Origin of the sequence: Kitasatospora sp. NPDC057015 (genome assembly GCF_042673745.1) — a bacterium.
Lineage (GTDB): Bacteria > Actinomycetota > Actinomycetes > Streptomycetales > Streptomycetaceae > Kitasatospora.
This window is the reverse complement of the sequence record NZ_JBHUSG010000007.1, coordinates 174,695-192,776: the sequence shown is the minus strand read 5'-3', so window position 1 is coordinate 192,776 and position 18,082 is coordinate 174,695. Positions and strand designations below refer to the sequence as shown.

The 18,082-nt window shown below is 72.4% G+C and carries 12 protein-coding genes, 1 tRNA gene and 1 pseudogene; 8 read left to right on the top strand and 6 right to left on the bottom strand.

The genetic code is table 11. The features are described from left to right. Window positions 1-327: 327 nt before the first annotated feature. Both ACFTWP_RS09735 and ACFTWP_RS09730 read right to left on the bottom strand, forming a co-directional pair. The gene (locus tag ACFTWP_RS09735; RefSeq protein ID WP_380263766.1) at window positions 328-1,635 is read right to left on the bottom strand and encodes an ALF repeat-containing protein; all 1,308 of its coding nucleotides are present in this window, start codon (window positions 1,633-1,635) and stop codon (window positions 328-330) included. A 195-nt stretch (window positions 1,636-1,830) separates the two neighbouring features. Then, window positions 1,831-2,454, bottom strand: coding sequence for a TetR family transcriptional regulator (locus ACFTWP_RS09730; RefSeq protein WP_380263764.1), 624 nt, complete (start codon window positions 2,452-2,454; stop codon window positions 1,831-1,833). Window positions 2,455-2,539: 85 nt separating this feature from the next. Here ACFTWP_RS09730 and ACFTWP_RS09725 point away from each other — a divergent pair, with 85 nt between their 5' ends. The 6 genes and pseudogenes from ACFTWP_RS09725 (at window position 2,540) to ACFTWP_RS09700 (ending at window position 10,636) form a co-directional block, all read left to right on the top strand. Continuing rightward, window positions 2,540-3,232, top strand: coding sequence for an NAD(P)-dependent oxidoreductase (locus ACFTWP_RS09725; protein ID WP_380263762.1), 693 nt, complete (start codon window positions 2,540-2,542; stop codon window positions 3,230-3,232). A gap of 189 nt (window positions 3,233-3,421) precedes the next feature. Beyond that, window positions 3,422-4,780: a polysaccharide lyase family 1 protein gene (locus ACFTWP_RS09720; protein ID WP_380263760.1), complete on the top strand. Its 1,359-nt coding sequence runs from the start codon at window positions 3,422-3,424 to the stop codon at window positions 4,778-4,780. A 113-nt stretch (window positions 4,781-4,893) separates the two neighbouring features. Next, window positions 4,894-5,419: pseudogene (locus ACFTWP_RS09715) on the top strand (SigE family RNA polymerase sigma factor). Beyond that, window positions 5,419-6,261 carry a hypothetical protein gene (locus tag ACFTWP_RS09710; RefSeq protein ID WP_380263758.1) on the top strand — a complete coding sequence of 281 codons (843 nt, stop codon included), beginning with the start codon at window positions 5,419-5,421 and terminating at the stop codon, window positions 6,259-6,261. The pseudogene ACFTWP_RS09715 and the gene ACFTWP_RS09710 overlap by 1 nt, the downstream one beginning before the upstream one ends. Before the next feature lie 167 nt (window positions 6,262-6,428). Next, window positions 6,429-10,460: an ATP-dependent RNA helicase HrpA gene (gene hrpA, locus ACFTWP_RS09705; RefSeq protein ID WP_380263757.1), complete on the top strand. Its 4,032-nt coding sequence runs from the start codon at window positions 6,429-6,431 to the stop codon at window positions 10,458-10,460. 102 nt (window positions 10,461-10,562) lie between these two features. Further along, a tRNA-Asp gene (locus ACFTWP_RS09700) sits at window positions 10,563-10,636 on the top strand. Between the two features lie 562 nt (window positions 10,637-11,198). Here the strand turns inward: ACFTWP_RS09700 and bldC are convergent. Beyond that, a complete protein-coding gene (gene bldC, locus ACFTWP_RS09695) occupies window positions 11,199-11,405 on the bottom strand; it encodes a developmental transcriptional regulator BldC (protein WP_014137253.1) in 207 nt (68 codons plus the stop codon). Window positions 11,406-11,975: 570 nt separating this feature from the next. Next, window positions 11,976-12,884, bottom strand: a complete 909-nt coding sequence (locus ACFTWP_RS09690) for a hypothetical protein (RefSeq protein ID WP_380263756.1) — start codon at window positions 12,882-12,884, stop codon at window positions 11,976-11,978. A gap of 177 nt (window positions 12,885-13,061) precedes the next feature. Between ACFTWP_RS09690 and ACFTWP_RS09685 the strand changes: the two genes are divergently transcribed. Both ACFTWP_RS09685 and ACFTWP_RS09680 read left to right on the top strand, forming a co-directional pair. Further along, entirely contained in the window at window positions 13,062-14,222 is a 1,161-nt protein-coding gene (locus ACFTWP_RS09685) for a Glu/Leu/Phe/Val dehydrogenase dimerization domain-containing protein (protein WP_380263754.1), read from the top strand. A gap of 379 nt (window positions 14,223-14,601) precedes the next feature. Continuing rightward, the gene (locus tag ACFTWP_RS09680) at window positions 14,602-14,856 is read left to right on the top strand and encodes a DUF3073 domain-containing protein (protein WP_380263753.1); all 255 of its coding nucleotides are present in this window, start codon (window positions 14,602-14,604) and stop codon (window positions 14,854-14,856) included. Window positions 14,857-15,051: 195 nt separating this feature from the next. Here ACFTWP_RS09680 and purM read toward each other — a convergent pair whose 3' ends face one another. Continuing rightward, complete coding sequence (gene purM / locus ACFTWP_RS09675; protein WP_380263752.1) at window positions 15,052-16,137, bottom strand: phosphoribosylformylglycinamidine cyclo-ligase; 1,086 nt, start codon at window positions 16,135-16,137, stop codon at window positions 15,052-15,054. 72 nt (window positions 16,138-16,209) lie between these two features. Then, window positions 16,210-17,793: an amidophosphoribosyltransferase gene (gene purF / locus ACFTWP_RS09670; RefSeq protein WP_380263750.1), complete on the bottom strand. Its 1,584-nt coding sequence runs from the start codon at window positions 17,791-17,793 to the stop codon at window positions 16,210-16,212. Window positions 17,794-18,082: the final 289 nt, after the last annotated feature.

Sequence of the window (18,082 nt, the reverse complement as noted above, 5' to 3'; positions counted from 1 at the left end):
ACGATCACGGTCACACAGCTGCAGAGGCAATGATTCCCCCTGCGGGGTGCGCAGGTCGGTGGATCGGGAAGATGGCCGCGGGAGTGAGCGGTTGACGTCCTGGCTCTACGAAGTGACGACCCGTCCGGCCTCACGAAAGCCCGCCTCCGAGCCCGCGATCGTTCCGGCGAGGCCGCCCGCCTGGCCCGGTCGCGGGGTGCCGCGTCGACGAATGCCGACGCCCCCGCAGCGAATCGCTCGGGGGCGTTGTCCGTACCGGCCGAGCCGGTACGCCGGAGAACCTCCGCCGGCCGGCGCGATCGGCGCGCCGACCGGCGGAGGGGGTGATCAGGCCTGCGGCGAGCGGCGGCGCGAGACGACGACCGCGCCGGCGCCCAGCACGACGGCCGCGCCGGCGGCGCCGGCGAGCTGCCCGAGCGGGGCGGTCGCGCCGGTGGCGGCCAGCGAGCCGCCGGCGACCCGGGTGCCCGTCGTGGTGCCCGCGGTCGAGGTGGTCGCCGTGGTCGCCGTGCCGGTGTTGGCGGTGGTCGCGGAGGCGGGGACCACGGTGGTGCCCGTGGTGCCGGTGCCGGCGTTGCCGTGGGCAGCCTCGGCAGCGGCCTTCGCGGCGGCCTCGTCCTTGGCGCGGGCCGTGAACTGGCCCTCCTTCAGGAAGGCCCGGACGTCCGTGATGGCGCCGTTGAGCGCGGCGGTGCCGGCCTTCCGGACCTCGGGGCCGCCGGCCTCGATGATCTGGGAGACGTGGATCCGGTCGTCGCTCGCCCGCAGCGGCTCCAGCTCGGACTTGAGGAAGTGCTCGACCTCCGCGGCGGTGCCGGCCTGCGCCTTCGCCGCCGCCTCCCGGACGTGCCGGCCGGTGCTCGGGTCATCGAGGATCCGCTGGACCTCGGCGCGGTTCTCGTCCTCGGCGCGGGCCACGAACTGCCCGGTCTTCAGGAACGCGCGGACGTCCTCGATGGTGCCGGACATCGCGGTGTTGGCGGCCTTCTGCACCGCCGGGCCACCGCGGAACATGATCTGGCTGAGCAGGACCCGGTCGTCGTGCTCCGCAGCGTTCTTGACCCCCACCTTGAGGAACTGCTCGACCTCCGCGGCGGTGCCGGCGAGCGCCTTCTCCGCGCCCTCGCGCACACCCGGCCCGCTGTTCGGGTCGTCGAGGATCCGCTGGACCTCGGCCCGGTTCTCGTCCTCCGCGCGGGCCACGAACTGCCCCACGTTCAGGAAGGCGCGGAACACCTCGATGTCGTCCGACTCGAAGGCGGCGAAGCCGGCCTTCTTCAGGACCGGACCGGCGCCGTTCGTGAGCCGCAGGATCGCGATCCGCGCGTCGTCCCGGCGGATCCGGTCCACCTCGGCCGCGAGGAAGTGCGCCCGGTCCGCCGGGGTGCCGGCGAGCACGATCGCCACCTGCTCGCGGAGGTAGTTGCTCGGGGCCGTGATCAGGTAGTCGTTCGGGTAGACGAGCAGCTTCTCGATCGCCGCCCGGTTCTCCTCGTCCACCTTCGTCCCGGCCGGGTCGGCCTGCTCCTGCCCCGCGGGGGCGCTGTCGGCGAGCGCCGGGGTGGCGCCGAAGGCGATGGGTGCGGCGGCCGTGGCGAGGAGGACGGCAGTGGCGAGCGAACGACGGATCTTCAACGGTCCCCCGGGATCTGAATACGAGTGAGCTCCGCCGCGACTGGACAGCGGCCGGCCGAGTGATCGTATAGCGACGACACCGGAACGGCGAACACGTTTCCGCCACGTCCTACTCATCGGGAACCGTCGAACGTGAGCACGACGCGGTGCCGGCGACCGGCCGCACCCCCGCCGTTCAGGAGCGCCGGGCACCACTCAGGGACGCCGGGCGCCGATCGCCCCGGCGGGCGGGCGGCGGGGCGCCAGGCCGTGGCGGGTGCGGGGCTGCAGGGCCGCCCGGAGGGTCGGGGCGAGGATCCTGCGGATCTCGGCCGAGGTGGGGCGCGCGAGGGTGGGGAGCGGGTTGAGGTAGCGGGTGAAGATCAGGCCGCCGATGACGGTCACGGCGGCGGCGGCCCGCTCGGTGGCGTCGGGGCCGCCGAGATATTCAGCGATCCTGGCCAGCACCTCCTGGTCCAGGTACTCCCGGAAGACCCGCATCACGTCCTCGTTCTGCACCGCCAGCTCGTTGAAGGCCGTGTCGTCCCAGAGGTCGGTGACGGCCCGCAGCAGGCGGTCCGGCAGGCCGGCCGGGTCGCCCGCCAGCGCGGGGGCCAGGGCGAGCGACCGGGCGCACTGGACCTGCGTGACCACGCCGAACAGGCCCTGCTTGGAGCCGAAGTGGTAGCTGATCAGGGCCGAGTCGACGCCCGCCTCGGCGGCGATCGCCCGGACGGTCGTGCCGCGGTAGCCGTGCTGCAGGAACAGGCCGCGGGCGGCCTCGACGATGAGCTCCCTGGTCGGCGGATTGCCGCGCGGGCGGCCTCTGGATTTATTCATCACGGTGGAATATCGCGGCCCGCCCCGGCAGTGTCAAGGCGTCCAGAGCCCCGGAACCGCCGGGGCGGGGTGAGGGAGTGATCGCATGCGTATCGTCGTTCTCGGCGCCACCGGCCCGACCGGCCGTGAGCTCACCGGGCAGGCGCTGGCCGCCGGCCACCAGGTCACCGCGGTGTCGCGGCGCGCCGCGAGCCTGCCGGCCGCGGCGGGGCTCACCGCGGTCGGCGCGGACGCCACCGACCCGGACGCGCTCGACGCGGTGGTGCGGGGCAGTGACGCCGTCGTGTCCGCACTGGGCGTGCCACCCGGGCGCCGGCCCGTCGACCTCTACTCGTCGGCCACCCGGAACGCCCTCGCGGCGATGGGGCGGCACGGGGTGAAGCGGCTGCTGGTGGTCAGCTCCAGCGTCACCGATCCGCACTGGCGCCCCAGCGGGGCCCTCTTCTTCAACCACGTCCTGGACCCGTACGTGAACCGGGTGATCGCCCGGACCGCGCACGAGGACATGCGCCGGATGGAGGCGCTGCTCACGGACAGCGACCTGGACTGGACGATCGCCCGGCCGTCCGGGCTCTTCGACCACCCGGTGGTGACGGACTACCAGGTGGCCGAGAACAGCGGCGACGGGGTGTTCACCGCACGCGCCGACCTCGCCGCGGCGATGCTGCGGGAGCTCGCCGGGGGGCGTTTCGTCCGCCGGGCCATGGGCGTGGTCACGACGGCGGTGAAGCCCGGCATCCCCCGGCTGATCTGGCGGGAGGCCACCCGGAAGAAGTGACGGCCGCGGGCCCCAGGCGGGCTTCCCCGACGGCAACGGACTTCCGGGGGGCTGCTTCCCCGACGGCAACGGACTTCGGGGGGCTTCCCCGACGGCCGCGGAATGTCCCGGGAGCGGGCGGCAACCTTTCCCCGGACGGCGGCAACTGAGGACCGGACAGCACCCCCTCACCGTTAGGACCCCCCTCACGTGTCTGCCTCCCCGCACCGCCGTTCCCCCTCCCGCCGGCGCCTCGCCGTCCTCGGCGCCGCCCTGCTGACCGCCGTCGGCCTGGGCTCGGTGCCACTGGTCGTCAGCGCGCAGGCGGCCGCCGCCGACCTCGGCCACGCCGTCCTGCCGGCCGCTGACGGCTGGGCCGCGAGCGGCTCGGGCACCACCGGCGGCAAGGCCGCCGACGCGGCGCACGTGTTCACCGTCTCCACCCGGGCGGAACTGGCGAGGGCGCTCAAGGCCGGTCCGGCCGACGCACCGCGGATCATCCAGGTCCGGGGGGTCGTCGACGCCAACACCGACGACGCGGGCAAGGCGCTGACCTGCGCGGACTACGCCTCCGGAACGGGGTACTCGCTGACCGCCTACCTGAAGGCGTACGACCCGGCCTCCTGGGGCCGCTCCAAGCTGCCGTCCGGCTCGCAGGAGAGCGCGCGGGCCGCCGCCCAGGCCCGGCAGGCGGCCCGGGTGGTGCTCTCCGTGCCGTCCCGCACCACCATCGTGGGGGTGCCCGGCACCGGTGCGACGATCACCGGCGGCAGCCTCCAGGTGAAGGGCGCGGACAACGTCGTCATCCGCAACCTCACCTTCGGCGACACCCGGGACTGCTTCCCGCAGTGGGACCCCATCGACGGCTCCTCGGGGAACTGGAACTCCGCCTACGACGCGGTGACGCTGCGCGGCTCCACCCACGTGTGGGCCGACCACAACACCTTCGGCGACGGCCCGCACTACGACCGGTCGAACCCCTCCTACTTCGGGCGGGAGTACCAGGTGCACGACGGCGCGCTCGACATCACCAACGCCTCGGACCTGGTGACGGTGGAGTACAACCGCTTCACCAACCACGACAAGACCATGCTGATCGGCAGCAGCGACTCCGACCACGGGCTGCGGGTCACCCTGCACCACAACGTGTTCCAGGGCGTCGTCCAGCGGGCGCCGCTGGCCCGGGTCGGCCGGATCCACCTGTACGACAACTACTACGAGACGGCGGAACTGAACGGGTACGCCCACAGCTACAGCATCAACTCCCGAGCCGGCGCCCAGGTCGTGGCCCAGAACAACTACTGGGCCCTGTCGTCGGACCGGAAGGCCTCGCAGCTGCTCAGCGGGGACGGCACCGGCGCGGTGGCGGGTGGCGGGAACCTGGTGAACGGGCAGCCGACCGACCTGGTGGCCGCGTACAACGCCGTCAACTCGAAGAAGATCAGGACGACCGTGGACTGGACCCCCACGCTGACCGCCGGCCTCCAGCCCGCCGCCGGCCTGCCCGCCGCGCTCGCCAGGACGGCGGGTGCGGGCGTGCTCACCGCGTCCGGCACCTTCGCCCGGTAGGGCCGCCGCCGCGCGGGCGGGCCACCGCCCGCGAGCCCGGACCACCCGGTCACCGTCCCGGGCCCGCCCGCCTTCGCAGGCCGGGCACCTCACACGGAGAGGTCTCCTCCGGCATGGCCGCCGACGACGCATCCGCGGAGTTCCACGACTTCTTCGAGCGCCACTACGCCGAGCTCGCCCGGCTCGCCCAACTCCTGACGGGCGAGCCGGACACCGCCGACGACCTCGCCGCGGACGCGCTGGTCGCGCTCTGGCACCGCTGGGACCGGGTGCGGGCGGCCGGGCATCCGGTCGCCTACGCCCGCGGCGTGGTCGCCAACCTGGCCCGCGGCCGGATCCGCAGCGCCGTACGCGAGCGCCGGCGGGTCACGCTGTTCTGGGCGCGGCGGGCCGACCCCTCGGACGGTCCGGACGTCGCGGCCGTGGTGGACGTCCGCGCGGCGCTGAGCCGGCTGCCGTTCCGCAAAACGGACCTGCGTCGTGCTGCGGCACGCCTTCGACCTCTCGGAGAAGGACACCGCGCTGGCCCTCGGGATATCGGTCGGTACGGTGAAGAGCCAGACCTCCAAGGGCATGGCCGAGTTGGAACGGATGCTGGGCGGGCGCCCCGCCGAAGAGCTGGTGGGGAGGAGGACCTGATGGACGAGGACCTGCGCGCACGGCTGCGCGAGGCGGCGGCGGCCCACCGGCCCGACCGGGCCCGGATGCTCGCCCGGGTGGAGCGCGGCACCTCCCCGGGGGCCCGGCCGGGGCGCCCGCGGCCCCGGTCCGCCGGCCCGGCGTCCTGGCCGAGGGTCCTGGTGGCCACGCTCGCCACCGCCGGGACCCTGGTGGCGGGCGGGTTCGCGGTGGCCTCCGTCGTCCGGGGCCAGGCCCCCCGGCCGGGAACGGTCACCGGACCCACCGCCCCGACCCGGACCCCGGCCCCGGTGCCGCCGACGACCTCCCCTCCACCGTCCTCGCCGTCCTCACCGACCTCCGTGGCCACCCCGGCCACCCCGGCCCCGCCGTCCCCCACCGCCTCATCCGCGGCCCCGTCCACGCCCACCACGCCGGCCGGCGGGCCCCCGCCCGGCAGCCCGCACACCACGGACGGCCCGCTCTGGGCGGACGGCTCGGTGGACCCGAGCAGCACCGGCACCCGCGCGCAGAGCAACGTGACGATCAAGACCCGTACCCCGCTCACCTCGCTGACCGTGGAACTGCGGATCCCGCAGACCGGCGGCGTCCAGGACGCCGGCACCGTCCAGACCCTGCCCGCCGCCGACTTCACCGTGGCCGTGCGCCGGGAGGGCGACGTCCTCGTCTACCGGTGGACCCTCCGGGCCGGCCGGACCGTCCCGGTCGGGCAGCACCTCTTCGCCGGCCGGTACGACCACGCGCCGGGCGGACGGGACGCCAAGGACGACACCTACCGCGCCGACGCCGGGACGGCCGACACCGGCGCCTCGGTCTGGGGCGACTTCGCCCCCACCCGGTGAGGCCGGCCGCGCCGCTGCGGCTCCCGGTGGCCGGCGCGCCCGGCCGGCCCGGGGCGCCGGTGCGGTGGGCGTTCGCTACTCGGACCCGGGGGCTGTGACACTGGAGGGGCTCGAAAACTGAGGTGCGCGCCGCCGCACCTCCTTGCGAACCTAGAGGGATGCCCGCAGTGAGTTCTCCCGTAGCCCAGTCCGCCGACGCCCCCGACGGCGGCCTCAGCAAGGGTCCCGACCGGGGGCCCGGCATCGGTGAGCTGGCCGCCCGCCTGCCCGAGCTGACCCTGCGCGACCAGCAGCGGATCGGCCGCCGGCTGGAGGGCGCCCGGCGGGTCCGCAAGCCCGAGGCCTGGCAGAAGGTCGCCGCCGAGATCGCCTCGGACATCGACCGCGCCGAGCTGCGGGTCGAGCAGCGCCGCAGCGCCGTCCCGGAGATCACCTACCCCGCCGAGCTGCCGGTCAGCCAGAAGAAGGACGACATCCTGGCGGCGATCCGCGACCACCAGGTGGTGATCGTGGCCGGTGAGACGGGCTCCGGGAAGACCACCCAGATCCCGAAGATCTGCCTGGAGCTGGGCCGCGGCGTCAAGGGCCTGATCGCCCACACCCAGCCGCGCCGGATCGCCGCCCGCACGGTGGCCGAGCGGGTGGCCGAGGAGCTGCACACGCCGCTCGGCGAGGCGGTCGGCTGGAAGGTCCGCTTCACCGACCAGGTCGGCCCGGACACCCTGGTCAAGCTGATGACGGACGGCATCCTGCTGGCCGAGATCCAGACCGACCGCGAGCTGCGCCAGTACGACACCCTGATCATCGACGAGGCGCACGAACGCAGCCTCAACATCGACTTCATCCTCGGGTACGTCAAGCAGCTGCTGCCCCGCCGCCCCGACCTCAAGGTCGTCATCACCTCGGCGACCATCGACCCGGAGCGCTTCGCCAACCACTTCGGCGACGCCCCGATCATCGAGGTCTCCGGCCGGACGTACCCCGTCGAGGTCCGCTACCGCCCGATCCTGGACGAGGGCGACGAGGACGGCGAGGACGAGCGCGGCGACGTGGACCGCGACCGCGACCAGATCCAGGCGATCTGCGAGGCCGCCGAGGAGCTGCAGGCCGAGGGGCCGGGCGACATCCTGGTCTTCCTCTCCGGTGAGCGGGAGATCCGCGACACCGCGGACGCCCTCAACAAGCTGAAGCTGAAGTTCACCGAGGTCCTCCCGCTCTACGCCCGGCTCTCCTCCGCCGAGCAGCACCGGGTGTTCCAGCGCTCCTCCAGCCGACGGATCGTGCTGGCCACCAACGTCGCGGAGACCTCGCTCACCGTCCCGGGCATCAAGTACGTGATCGACCCGGGCACCGCCCGGATCTCCCGCTACAGCCATCGCACCAAGGTGCAGCGGCTGCCGATCGAGGCGGTCAGCCAGGCCAGCGCCAACCAGCGCAAGGGCCGCTGCGGCCGCACCTCCGACGGCATCTGCATCCGGCTGTACTCGGAGGAGGACTTCCTCTCCCGGCCCGAGTTCACCGACGCCGAGATCCTGCGCACCAACCTGGCCTCGGTCATCCTGCAGATGACGGCGGCCGGGCTCGGCGACATCGCGGCCTTCCCCTTCCTGGACCCGCCGGACTCGCGCAACATCAAGGACGGCGTCAACCTGCTGCACGAGCTGGGCGCCCTCGACCCGGCCGAGAAGGACCCGCGCAAACGCCTCACCCCGCTGGGCCGGCAGCTCGCCCAGCTGCCGGTGGACCCCAGGATGGCCCGGATGGTCCTGGAGGCGGACAAGAACGGCTGCGTCCGGGACGTGATGGTGATCGCCGCCGCCCTCTCCATCCAGGACCCCCGCGAGCGCCCCACCGAGAAGCGCCAGGCCGCCGACGAGCGCCACCGCCGCTTCAACTCCGAGACCTCCGACTTCCTCGCGTACCTGGCCATGTGGCGCTACGTCAGGGAGCAGCAGAAGGAGCTCTCCTCCTCGGCCTTCCGCCGGATGTGCAAGTCCGAGTTCCTGAACTACCTGCGGATACGGGAGTGGCAGGACGTCTACACCCAGCTGCGCACGGTCGCCAAGCAGCTCGGGGTCACGATCGAGGAGCCCCACCCCGACGCGGAGCCGGACGCGGACCGGATCCACCAGTCCCTGCTGGCCGGCCTGCTCTCGCACATCGGGCTGTACGACGTGGAGAAGCGCGAGTACGCCGGTGCGCGCGCCGCCCGGTTCGCGGTGTTCCCCGGGTCGGGCCTGTTCAAGAAGCCGCCGCGCTGGGTGATGTCGGCCGAGCTGGTGGAGACCTCGCGGCTCTGGGCCCGGATCAACGCCAGGATCGAACCGGAGTGGGTGGAGCCGCTGGCCGGCCACCTGATCAAGCGCAGCTACAGCGAGCCGCACTGGGAGAAGAAGGCCGGCGCGGTGCTGGCCTACGAGAAGGTGACCCTGTACGGGATGCCGATCGTCGCCCAGCGCAAGGTCAACTACGGCCGGATCGACCCGGAGCTCTGCCGCGAGCTGTTCATCCGCAACGCGCTGGTCGAGGGCGACTGGGAGACCCACCACGACTTCTTCGCGGCCAACCGCCGGATGCTCGGCGAGGTCGAGGAGCTGGAGAACCGGGCCCGCCGCCGGGACATCATGGTCGACGACCAGACCCTCTTCGACTTCTACGACGCCCGCCTGCCCGAGGACGTCGTCTCCACCCGGCACTTCGACTCCTGGTGGAAGAAGACCCGCCACGACCAGCCCGACCTGCTCAACTTCGAGAAGTCGATGCTGATCAACGACGCGGCCGGCGGCGTCACCGAGGAGGACTACCCGGACTACTGGCAGCAGGGCAAGCTGCGCTTCAAGCTCACGTACCAGTTCGAGCCGGGCAGCGACGCGGACGGCGTGACGGTGCACATCCCGCTGCCGGTGCTCAACCAGGTCACCTCCGAGGGCTTCGACTGGCAGATCCCGGGGCTGCGGGAGGAGCTGGTCACCGCCTACATCCGGGCCCTGCCGAAGGCGGTGCGCCGCAACTTCGTGCCGGCGCCGGACTTCGCGCGGGCCGCGCTGCGCCAGGTGAGGGAGCGCCAGGCGGCCGGGATCTTCGGGTCCGCCGAGCCGTTGCTGCCCTCGCTGGAGCACATCCTGCGCCGGCTGACGGCGGTCACCATCCCGCCGGAGGCCTGGGACGACGAGCGGGTGCCCGAGCACCTCAAGGTCACCTTCCGGGTGGTGGACGGCAAGCGGAAGCTCGCGGAGTCCAAGGACCTGGAGGAGCTGCGGCTGAAGCTGAAGCCCAAGCTCAAGGAGACGCTCTCCTCGGCGGCCTCCGGCCAGGGCATCGAGCAGAGCGGGCTGACGGCCTGGCCGGCCTCCCTCCCGGTGCTCCAGCGGACCTTCGAGCAGCGCTCGCGCGGCCACTCGCTGCGCGCCTACCCGGCCCTGGTGGACGAGGGCGCGACGGCGGGGGTGAAGCTGTTCGACACCGCCGAGGCCCAGGAGGCGGCCATGTGGGCCGGTACCCGCCGGCTCCTGATGCTGACCACCAACTCGCCCGCCAAGTCGATCCAGGGCCGCCTGGGCAACCAGGCCAAGCTCGCCCTGTCGCACAACCCGCACGGCTCGGTCCCGGCCCTGTTCGAGGACATCGTGGCCTGCGCCACCGACCGCCTGATGGAGGCGGCCGGCGGCCCGGCCTGGGACGAGGCGGCCTTCGGCAAGCTCTTCGACAAGGTGCGGGCCGACCTGTACGAGGTCTCGGCGGACACCACGCTGAAGACGGCGACGGCGCTGATCGCCTTCCACAAGGCCTCGACCCGGCTGAAGACGGTGAGCAGTCCGGTCCTGCTGACGGCGGTGAACGACATCCGGCTGCACCTGGCCTCGCTGGTGCACCCCGGCTTCGTCACCGACACCGGCTGGCGCCGGCTGGGCGACCTGAAGCGCTACCTGCTCGCGGTGGACCGCCGGCTGGAGGCGCTGCCCAACCACCCGCAGCGGGACGCCCAGCAGCTGCTGAAGGTGCAGCAGGTGCAGCGGGCCTACGGCGAGCTGCTGGCGGCGGTGCCGGCCGGGCGCCGGCCCACCCCGGAGGTCCGGCAGATCCGCTGGATGATCGAGGAGCTGCGGGTCAGCTTCTTCGCCCAGTCACTGGGCACGCCGACCCCCGTCTCCGAGAAGCGGATCATGAAGGCGATGGAGGCGGCGCAGGCGACGCTGTGAGCTGCGGAGGGCCCTCGGGAGCCGGTTCGACCTGGGGGCCCACCATGCAGTACGATCTGTCTTGTTCGCAGCGCAAGCCGGCGGACGACAGAGTGAAAATCTGGTCCTGTGGAGCAGTTGGTTAGCTCGCCACCCTGTCAAGGTGGAGGTCGCGGGTTCAAGTCCCGTCAGGATCGCAGTAGACAAGAGGCCCGGAACCGCGAGGTTCCGGGCCTCTTGCGTTTGACGTCCGGTCAGCCCGTGCCGGCCCGTGCCACCCTGCGTCAGCCCTGGCCGGTCAGCCCGGTTCCACTGCTCGGCAGGAGTCGGCGGGGGTCGGTGATGGTCCCCGGGGGTCCGCGGGGGTCGACGGGCCCCGGCACGGCCGTCGGGCCGCCCGGAGGTGCCGGGGGCGACGGGAGGTCGCCGGTGGCGGCGCCGGGACCCCGCGACCCCCGGAGGCCGGGATTACCCCAGCTCAGGTCTAGACCACAAGCATCCCGAGTGTGACGGTCATCACGTGCCCTTTCCTGAGACCGGACACCGGCGACCCCCCTCAGGACGGCACTAATTTAATATATAAAATTGCACTGCCATTAGCCGGGAATCCCCCCCGCCCCACAGATATCCGATCGTTACCCGGAAGAAAACATTCCGGCCACCCGATAGGGGACTCCGGCCAACGCCGAAGGGACCGTCTCCCAGACCCGGCGGAGTCTGGGAGACGATCCCTTCGATCTAAAAGAGCCTTTGGCGCTGTCAGGCCTCGGTGCGCTGAGCCGGAATACCGGCCAGCAGAGCGCGCACCTCCGCCTCACGGTAGCGGCGGTGACCGCCGAGCGTGCGAATGGACGTGAGCTTGCCTGCCTTGGCCCAACGCGTAACCGTCTTCGGGTCCACGCGGAACATGGTGGCGACCTCTGCCGGTGTCAGCAGTGGCTCAGCATCAGGGGTACGAGCGGTCATGAGCGGCCTCCTCGGAGAACCGAACCAGGGCGGTTCTATCCTTCAAATTCTGCACCTTGGCCCGCGATGCCCGAAATGACATACACAGGCCGAGTCGGTTATAGGACGAACGGCTTGTCCTGGTGTCTACAACTACACCATCCGTCCAGCCCCATCGGCCAAACCGCCAAAATTGGCCCCTACCGGGGCCAAGAGCGACGGATGGCGATGGACCATCCCATAACGGGCAGTCACTATTTCGTGACATTCGGTTATCATGGGGCCAGACCCGCTGATTCCCCACAAAGCACACATCTACTCCAGAACCACCCAAAAGTGGGCATGCTCGTGTGGAGGTGGGCTGGTTGTCCCATTTTTACACATAGGGGTAAGTTCACGTCAACGGTGAGTAGTGTCACGTTCGACAGATATTGACCCGAACCGGGACCTAGGTCACGAGCCCCGGGCCCAAGGGCCCCTTCCGGTCCGACCGCCCCGCCGACCACCCCACCGAGCGCCCCACCGCCCGGCGCACCCCGCCGCCCTGACACGGGCTCATCCCCCTCCTGCCGGCCCGGCCGCCCCGTCCCGTCAGTTCGCGTGCCGCAGGGCCAGTACCCGCCGCCAGCGCAGCGTCACCGTCTCGTACGCCGACATCGCCGCCGCCGTGTCGCCGGACCGCAACGCCGCCAGCCCCTCCTCCAGCTCCCCCGCCGACCGGTCCTCGGCCAGCCGCTCGGGCCCGAGCAGGTGCACCAGCCCGCCGTAGTCGAGCTCCACCAGCGAGCGCGGGTGGAACTCCTCCAGCCACCGCCCGATCCGCTCCGCCCCCAGCGCCGCCTCCTCCCGCACCACCCCCGTCCGCAGCGCCCGGTAGGCCCGCGCCACCCGCCGCCGGGCCTGGGCCATCGGCGTCAGGTAGAACAACGCGGCGGCCACCGGTTCATCCCCCTCCTCCGGACCGGCCGGGGCGGGCGGGACGAAGCAGCGGTCCTCCTCCCCGAACGGCAGGAACCAGCGCACCGGCACCTCCCAGCGGTTGGTCAGGATCCACGGCCGGGCGTCCGGGTGCCCGGCCCGCCAGCGCTCCCGGTCCGCCTCCGCGGCCGCCCGGGCGGCCGGCGGCAGCGCGGTGTCCAGCAGCGCCACCGGGGCGCTCTCACGCAGCTCGTCCAGGGCCTGCCAGCTGCGCAGCCGGGTGGCCCACGGACAGACGTAGGTGACCCCGTCCACGGCCCGCACGAAGGCCCGGTCGCTCTCCCGCTCGGGCAGCGGGCGCGGCGTGCGCCCCACCAGGTCGGCGAGCGCCGCCCGCTGCTCCTCCAGCGCCGCCCGCGCGACCGGCTGCTCCACCGCGCCCGCGTCCGGGCCGTGCGCCGCGGCGTACGCCTGCCAGCGGGCCCGGTCGGGCTCGGGAAAGGCGGCCAGCGGCTCGTAGACACGCAGGTGGGCGGTGTAGGGCGGGAGCACGGAGGTGCGCACGGCGGTCACGCTCTGCATCGTCGCACGCACCACCCACGGGCCGGGAGGGTGCGCACGGGAACGGCGTGGCCCCGGCCCGGGCCGGTTCCCCGCCCGGGACCTCCCGAGGGGGGCGATCGCCCGGCCCCCTCGGACTACTCTTCGCCATAGGCGCCCGCACCACAGCAGCGGGCCTCGGATACTGGAGTCACCACAGTGACCGACGTACAGACCGCATCCGCGACGCACCCCGCACCCGGCGTGCTCAGCAGGATCTTCCGCACCGAGCAGGACGGCGCCCCCGGCGACGGCCACGAGCAGGTCGTGCTCTGCCACGACCGCAGCTCCGGACTCAAGGCGATCATCGCCATCCACTCCACCGCCCTGGGCCCGGCCCTCGGCGGCACCCGCTTCTTCCCGTACGTCACGGAGGAGGAGGCGCTGGAGGACGCGCTGCGCCTCTCCCGCGGCATGAGCTACAAGAACGCGCTGGCCGGCCTGGACCTGGGCGGCGGCAAGGCCGTGATCATCGGCGACCCGAACGCGGACAAGAACGAGGCGATGCTCCGCGCCTACGGCCGCTTCGTGGAGTCCCTGCGCGGGCGCTACATCACCGCCTGCGACGTGGGCACCTACGTCCAGGACATGGACGTGATCGCCCGCGAGACCGCCTTCGTCACCGGCCGCTCGCCCGAGCAGGGCGGCGCCGGCGACTCCTCCATCCTGACCGCCTTCGGCGTCTTCCAGGGCATGCGGGCCACCGCCCGGGCCCGCTGGGGCCAGCCGACCCTGCGCGGTCGCCGGGTCGGCGTGTCGGGCGTCGGCAAGGTCGGCCACTACCTGGTGGGCCACCTGGTCGCGGACGGCGCGCACGTGGTCGTCACCGACGTCTCCGAGGCGGCCGTCAACCGCGTGCGGGCGGCCCACCCGGACGTCGAGGTGGTCGCCGACACGGCGGCGCTGCTGGCGGCGGGCCTGGACGTCTACGCCCCGTGCGCCCTGGGCGGCGCGCTGGACGACCACACGGTGGGCGCGCTCGGCGCCGCCGGCACCGCGGTGGTCTGCGGCGCGGCCAACAACCAGCTGGCCCACCCCGGTGTCGAGAAGGACCTGGCCGACCGCGGCATCCTGTACGCGCCCGACTACCTGGTGAACTCCGGCGGCGTGATCCAGGTCGCCGACGAGATCCAGGGCTTCAACTTCGAGCGGGCCAAGAACAAGGCCACGAAGATCTTCGACACCACCCTGGAGATCTTCACCCGGGCCACCGCCGACGGCGTGCCGCCGGCCGTCGCCGCCGACCGCCTGGCGGAGAAGCGGATGCGGGAGATCAGCTCGCTGCGGACGATCCTGCTGCCGGGCACCCGCGCGAACTGACCGGGGCGTGGGGGGCGGGGCGCCCTCCGGGGTCATCCCCCGTCCCCCACGCATCACAATGTGGAACCGGATTCTCACTTCCGCACCCGATCGGGCGATCCCGGACCCCCCTTGGGGGGATAATCGAGCCTGGAACGACGGACCTGAATCACCTCCGGACAGCTTGCTGAACTCCGGAAAACCGCCTGTGACCTGGAAAGACCGGGTCTCGGGTGCGGGCGGTGCGCGCCACGTCACACTGACGACGTACCGCCCGGCGGCAGAAACAGGTACCGTTAATGCTCCAAGGGACGGTTCTCCCCATTCGGGCAGGCCGCTCCTGATCATGAACACGTGTCAGACTCGGGGCCGTGAGCCCCATCGTTGAGGGGGTCGACCCATGGGGCGCGGCCGGGCCAAGGCCAAGCAGACGAAGGTCGCCCGCGAGCTGAAGTACAACAGCGGCGGGTTCGACGCCAACCGTCTGTCCAGCGAGCTGGGCGTTTCGCCCTCCATCCCGATCAGCCCTGAGCCGGTCGAGGAAGAGGACGAGGACGACCCCTACGCGGCGTATGCGAATCTCTACGCCGACGAGGACGAAGAGGATGACACCGAGGCGGACAGCGGCCACTCCCAGGCCCGCCGCCGCGCGTAGTCACAGCCTGGCCTGACCGGCCTGGTGCCCAGTGCGCCAGGCCGGTTTTCGCCGTTCCCGCGGACCGGTCGGGCACCCGCCCGGACCTCGTGTCCCGGCCGGCGGCCGGGGCACATCCGGCGTCCGGGAAGGGCCGGGGCCGGACAGCCGGGAGCCCTCCACCGGTCAGCGGCGGAGGGCTCCCGTGCGGCCCGCTCAGCCCGCGGTGAAGCCCTCGTACGCGTTGTAGAGGGCCGCGCCGTCGGTGTGCTCCTCGGTGCGGTCGACGATGTCGCCGAGCAGCCAGGCCTCCACTCCGCGGTCCTCCAGGATCGCCAGCACGGTGTCGACCGAGTGCGGCGGCACGACGGCGACCATGCCGACGCCCATGTTCAGGGTCTTCTCGATCTCCAGGGTGGCCACCTTGCCGACCCGGGCGACGGTCTGGAAGACCGGCAGCGGCGTCCAGGTGCCGCGGTCCAGGCGGGCGTGCAGGCCGGCCGGGATGACCCGGGCCAGGTTGGCCGCCAGGCCGCCGCCGGTGACGTGCGAGAAGGCGTGGACCTCGGTGGCGCGGGTGAGCGCCAGGCAGTCCAGGGAGTAGATCCTGGTCGGCTCCAGCAGCTCCTCGCCCAGCGTCCGGCCGAACTCCTCGACCTTGCGGTCCAGGCTCCAGCCGGCCTCGTTCAGCAGCACGTGGCGGACCAGCGAGTAGCCGTTGGAGTGCAGGCCGGAGGCGGCCATCGCGATCACCACGTCGCCCGCGCGGACCCGCTCGGCGCCGAGCAGCGCGTCGGCCTCCACCACGCCGGTGCCGGCGCCCGCGACGTCGTAGTCGTCCGGCCCCAGCAGGCCGGGGTGCTCGGCGGTCTCGCCGCCCACCAGCGCGCAGCCGGCCAGCGCGCAGCCCTCGGCGATGCCCTTGACGATCTGCGCGACCCGCTCGGGGACGACCTTGCCGACGCAGATGTAGTCGGTCATGAACAGCGGCTCGGCGCCGCACACCACGAGGTCGTCGACGACCATGCCGACCAGGTCGTGGCCGATGGTGTCGTGCTTGTCCATCGCCCGCGAGATGGCGACCTTCGTCCCCACGCCGTCGGTGGCGGAGGCCAGCAGCGGCCGCTCGTAGCGCTTGAAGGCGGAGGCGTCGAACAGTCCGGCGAAGCCGCCGAGGCCACCGACCACCTCGGGGCGGTTGGCCTTCTTGACCCACTGCTTCATGAGTTCGACGGCGCGGTCGCCCGCCTCGATGTCGACACCTGCGGCGGCGTAGGTGGCACCGCTCTCGTTGCTGGTCACTGCGTGCGGCCCTCTCGGGTCAGGGGGGTGAACGAACTGCGGGGCCCGGTGACGGGCCCCGCAGCGGGAGAACTACGGGCGTCGCAGCGCGTCGGCCGCGCCACCGCCGCCGAGCAGCGACTGGACACCGTCCAGGTCCGCTCCGGAGTGCGGTTTGCCGCGGACGGCGGGGGGCTGCTGGCTGCCCTTGATCTCGGCCTCCAGGAGCAGCTTGCCGAGCAGCGCCGGGTCCGGCAGCTCCATCGGGTAGACCCCGTCGAAGCAGGCCCGGCAGAGCTTGTCCTTGGGCTGCGTGGTGGCCTCGATCATGCCGTCGATCGAGATGTACGCCAGGGAGTCCGCGCCGAGCGTGCGGCCGATCTCCTCGACGGTCATGCCGTTGGCGATCAGCTCCGCGCGGGTGGCGAAGTCGATGCCGAAGAAGCAGGGCCACTTCACCGGCGGCGACGAGATCCGGATGTGCACCTCGGCGGCGCCCGCCTCGCGCAGCATCCGCACCAGGGCGCGCTGGGTGTTGCCGCGCACGATCGAGTCGTCGACGACGACCAGGCGCTTGCCCGCGATGACTTCCTTGAGCGGGTTGAGCTTGAGCCGGATGCCGAGCTGGCGGATGGTCTGGCTGGGCTGGATGAAGGTGCGGCCCACGTAGGCGTTCTTCACCAGGCCGGAGCCGTACGGGATGCCGCTGGCCTCGGCGTAGCCGATCGCGGCCGGGGTGCCGGACTCCGGGGTCGCTATCACCAGGTCGGCCTCGACGGGCGCCTCCTTGGCCAGCTTGCGGCCCATCTCCACGCGGGAGAGGTGGACGTTGCGGCCGGCGATGGAGGTGTCGGGGCGGGCCAGGTAGACGTACTCGAAGACGCAGCCCTTGGGCTTGGCCTCGGCGAAGCGGCTGGTGCGCATGCCGTTCTCGTCGATGGCGATGAGCTCGCCGGGCTCGACCTCGCGGATGTAGGAGGCGCCGCAGATGTCCAGCGCCGCCGTCTCGGAGGCGACCACCCAGCCGCGCTCCAGCCGGCCGAGCACCAGCGGGCGGATGCCCTGCGGGTCGCGCGCGGCGTAGAGCGTGTGCTCGTCCATGAAGACGAGCGAGAAGGCGCCCTTGACCTCGGGCAGCACCAGCTGGGCGGTCTCCTCGATGGAGAGCTCAGGGTGGCCCGCGAGCAGGGCTGTCACCAGATCCGTGTCGTTGGTCGCGGCGCTGCGGCCGGACCGGGAGACGTGCTCCTCACCGGGCAGTCGGGCGACCATCTCCGCCAGTTCGGCGGTGTTCACCAGGTTTCCGTTGTGCCCGAGGGCCAGCGAACCGTTGACGGTCGCGCGGAAGGTCGGCTGGGCGTTCTCCCAGACCGAGGAACCGGTGGTCGAGTAGCGGGCGTGTCCGACGGCGATATGCCCGTGCAAGGACCCCAGGGAGGCCTCGTCGAAGACCTGGGAGACAAGTCCCATGTCCTTGAAGACGAGAATCTGGGAGCCGTTGCTCACTGCGATGCCCGCGGATTCCTGTCCACGGTGCTGCAGGGCGTAAAGGCCGAAGAACGTGAGCTTGGCGACCTCCTCGCCGGGAGCCCAGACACCGAAGACGCCGCAAGCGTCCTGGGGGCCTTTCTCGCCGGGAAGAAGATCGTGGTTGAGTCTTCCGTCACCACGTGGCACGTCTTCGAGTCTAGGGCAGTTGGCACAGCCTTCCCGAACGGGGGAGGGCCCCGGGGTCGGACGATCCACCGGCGACGCGCGTAGACAAAACCCCTTACCGGAACCGCATTTCGATTCCCGGAATCGGCCGGACCACCCCCCCTGCCTTGCGGAGCGCCCCTGTTGACCCACGGCCGCGACCGCCGGCCCGGGACCGCCGCCCCCGCAAAACGTGACCCTGCTCACCCGGGGCCGGCCACCCGCCCGGGCCGCCGCCGGCGCGCCCCCGGGGGCCGGCACCGCTCCGCCC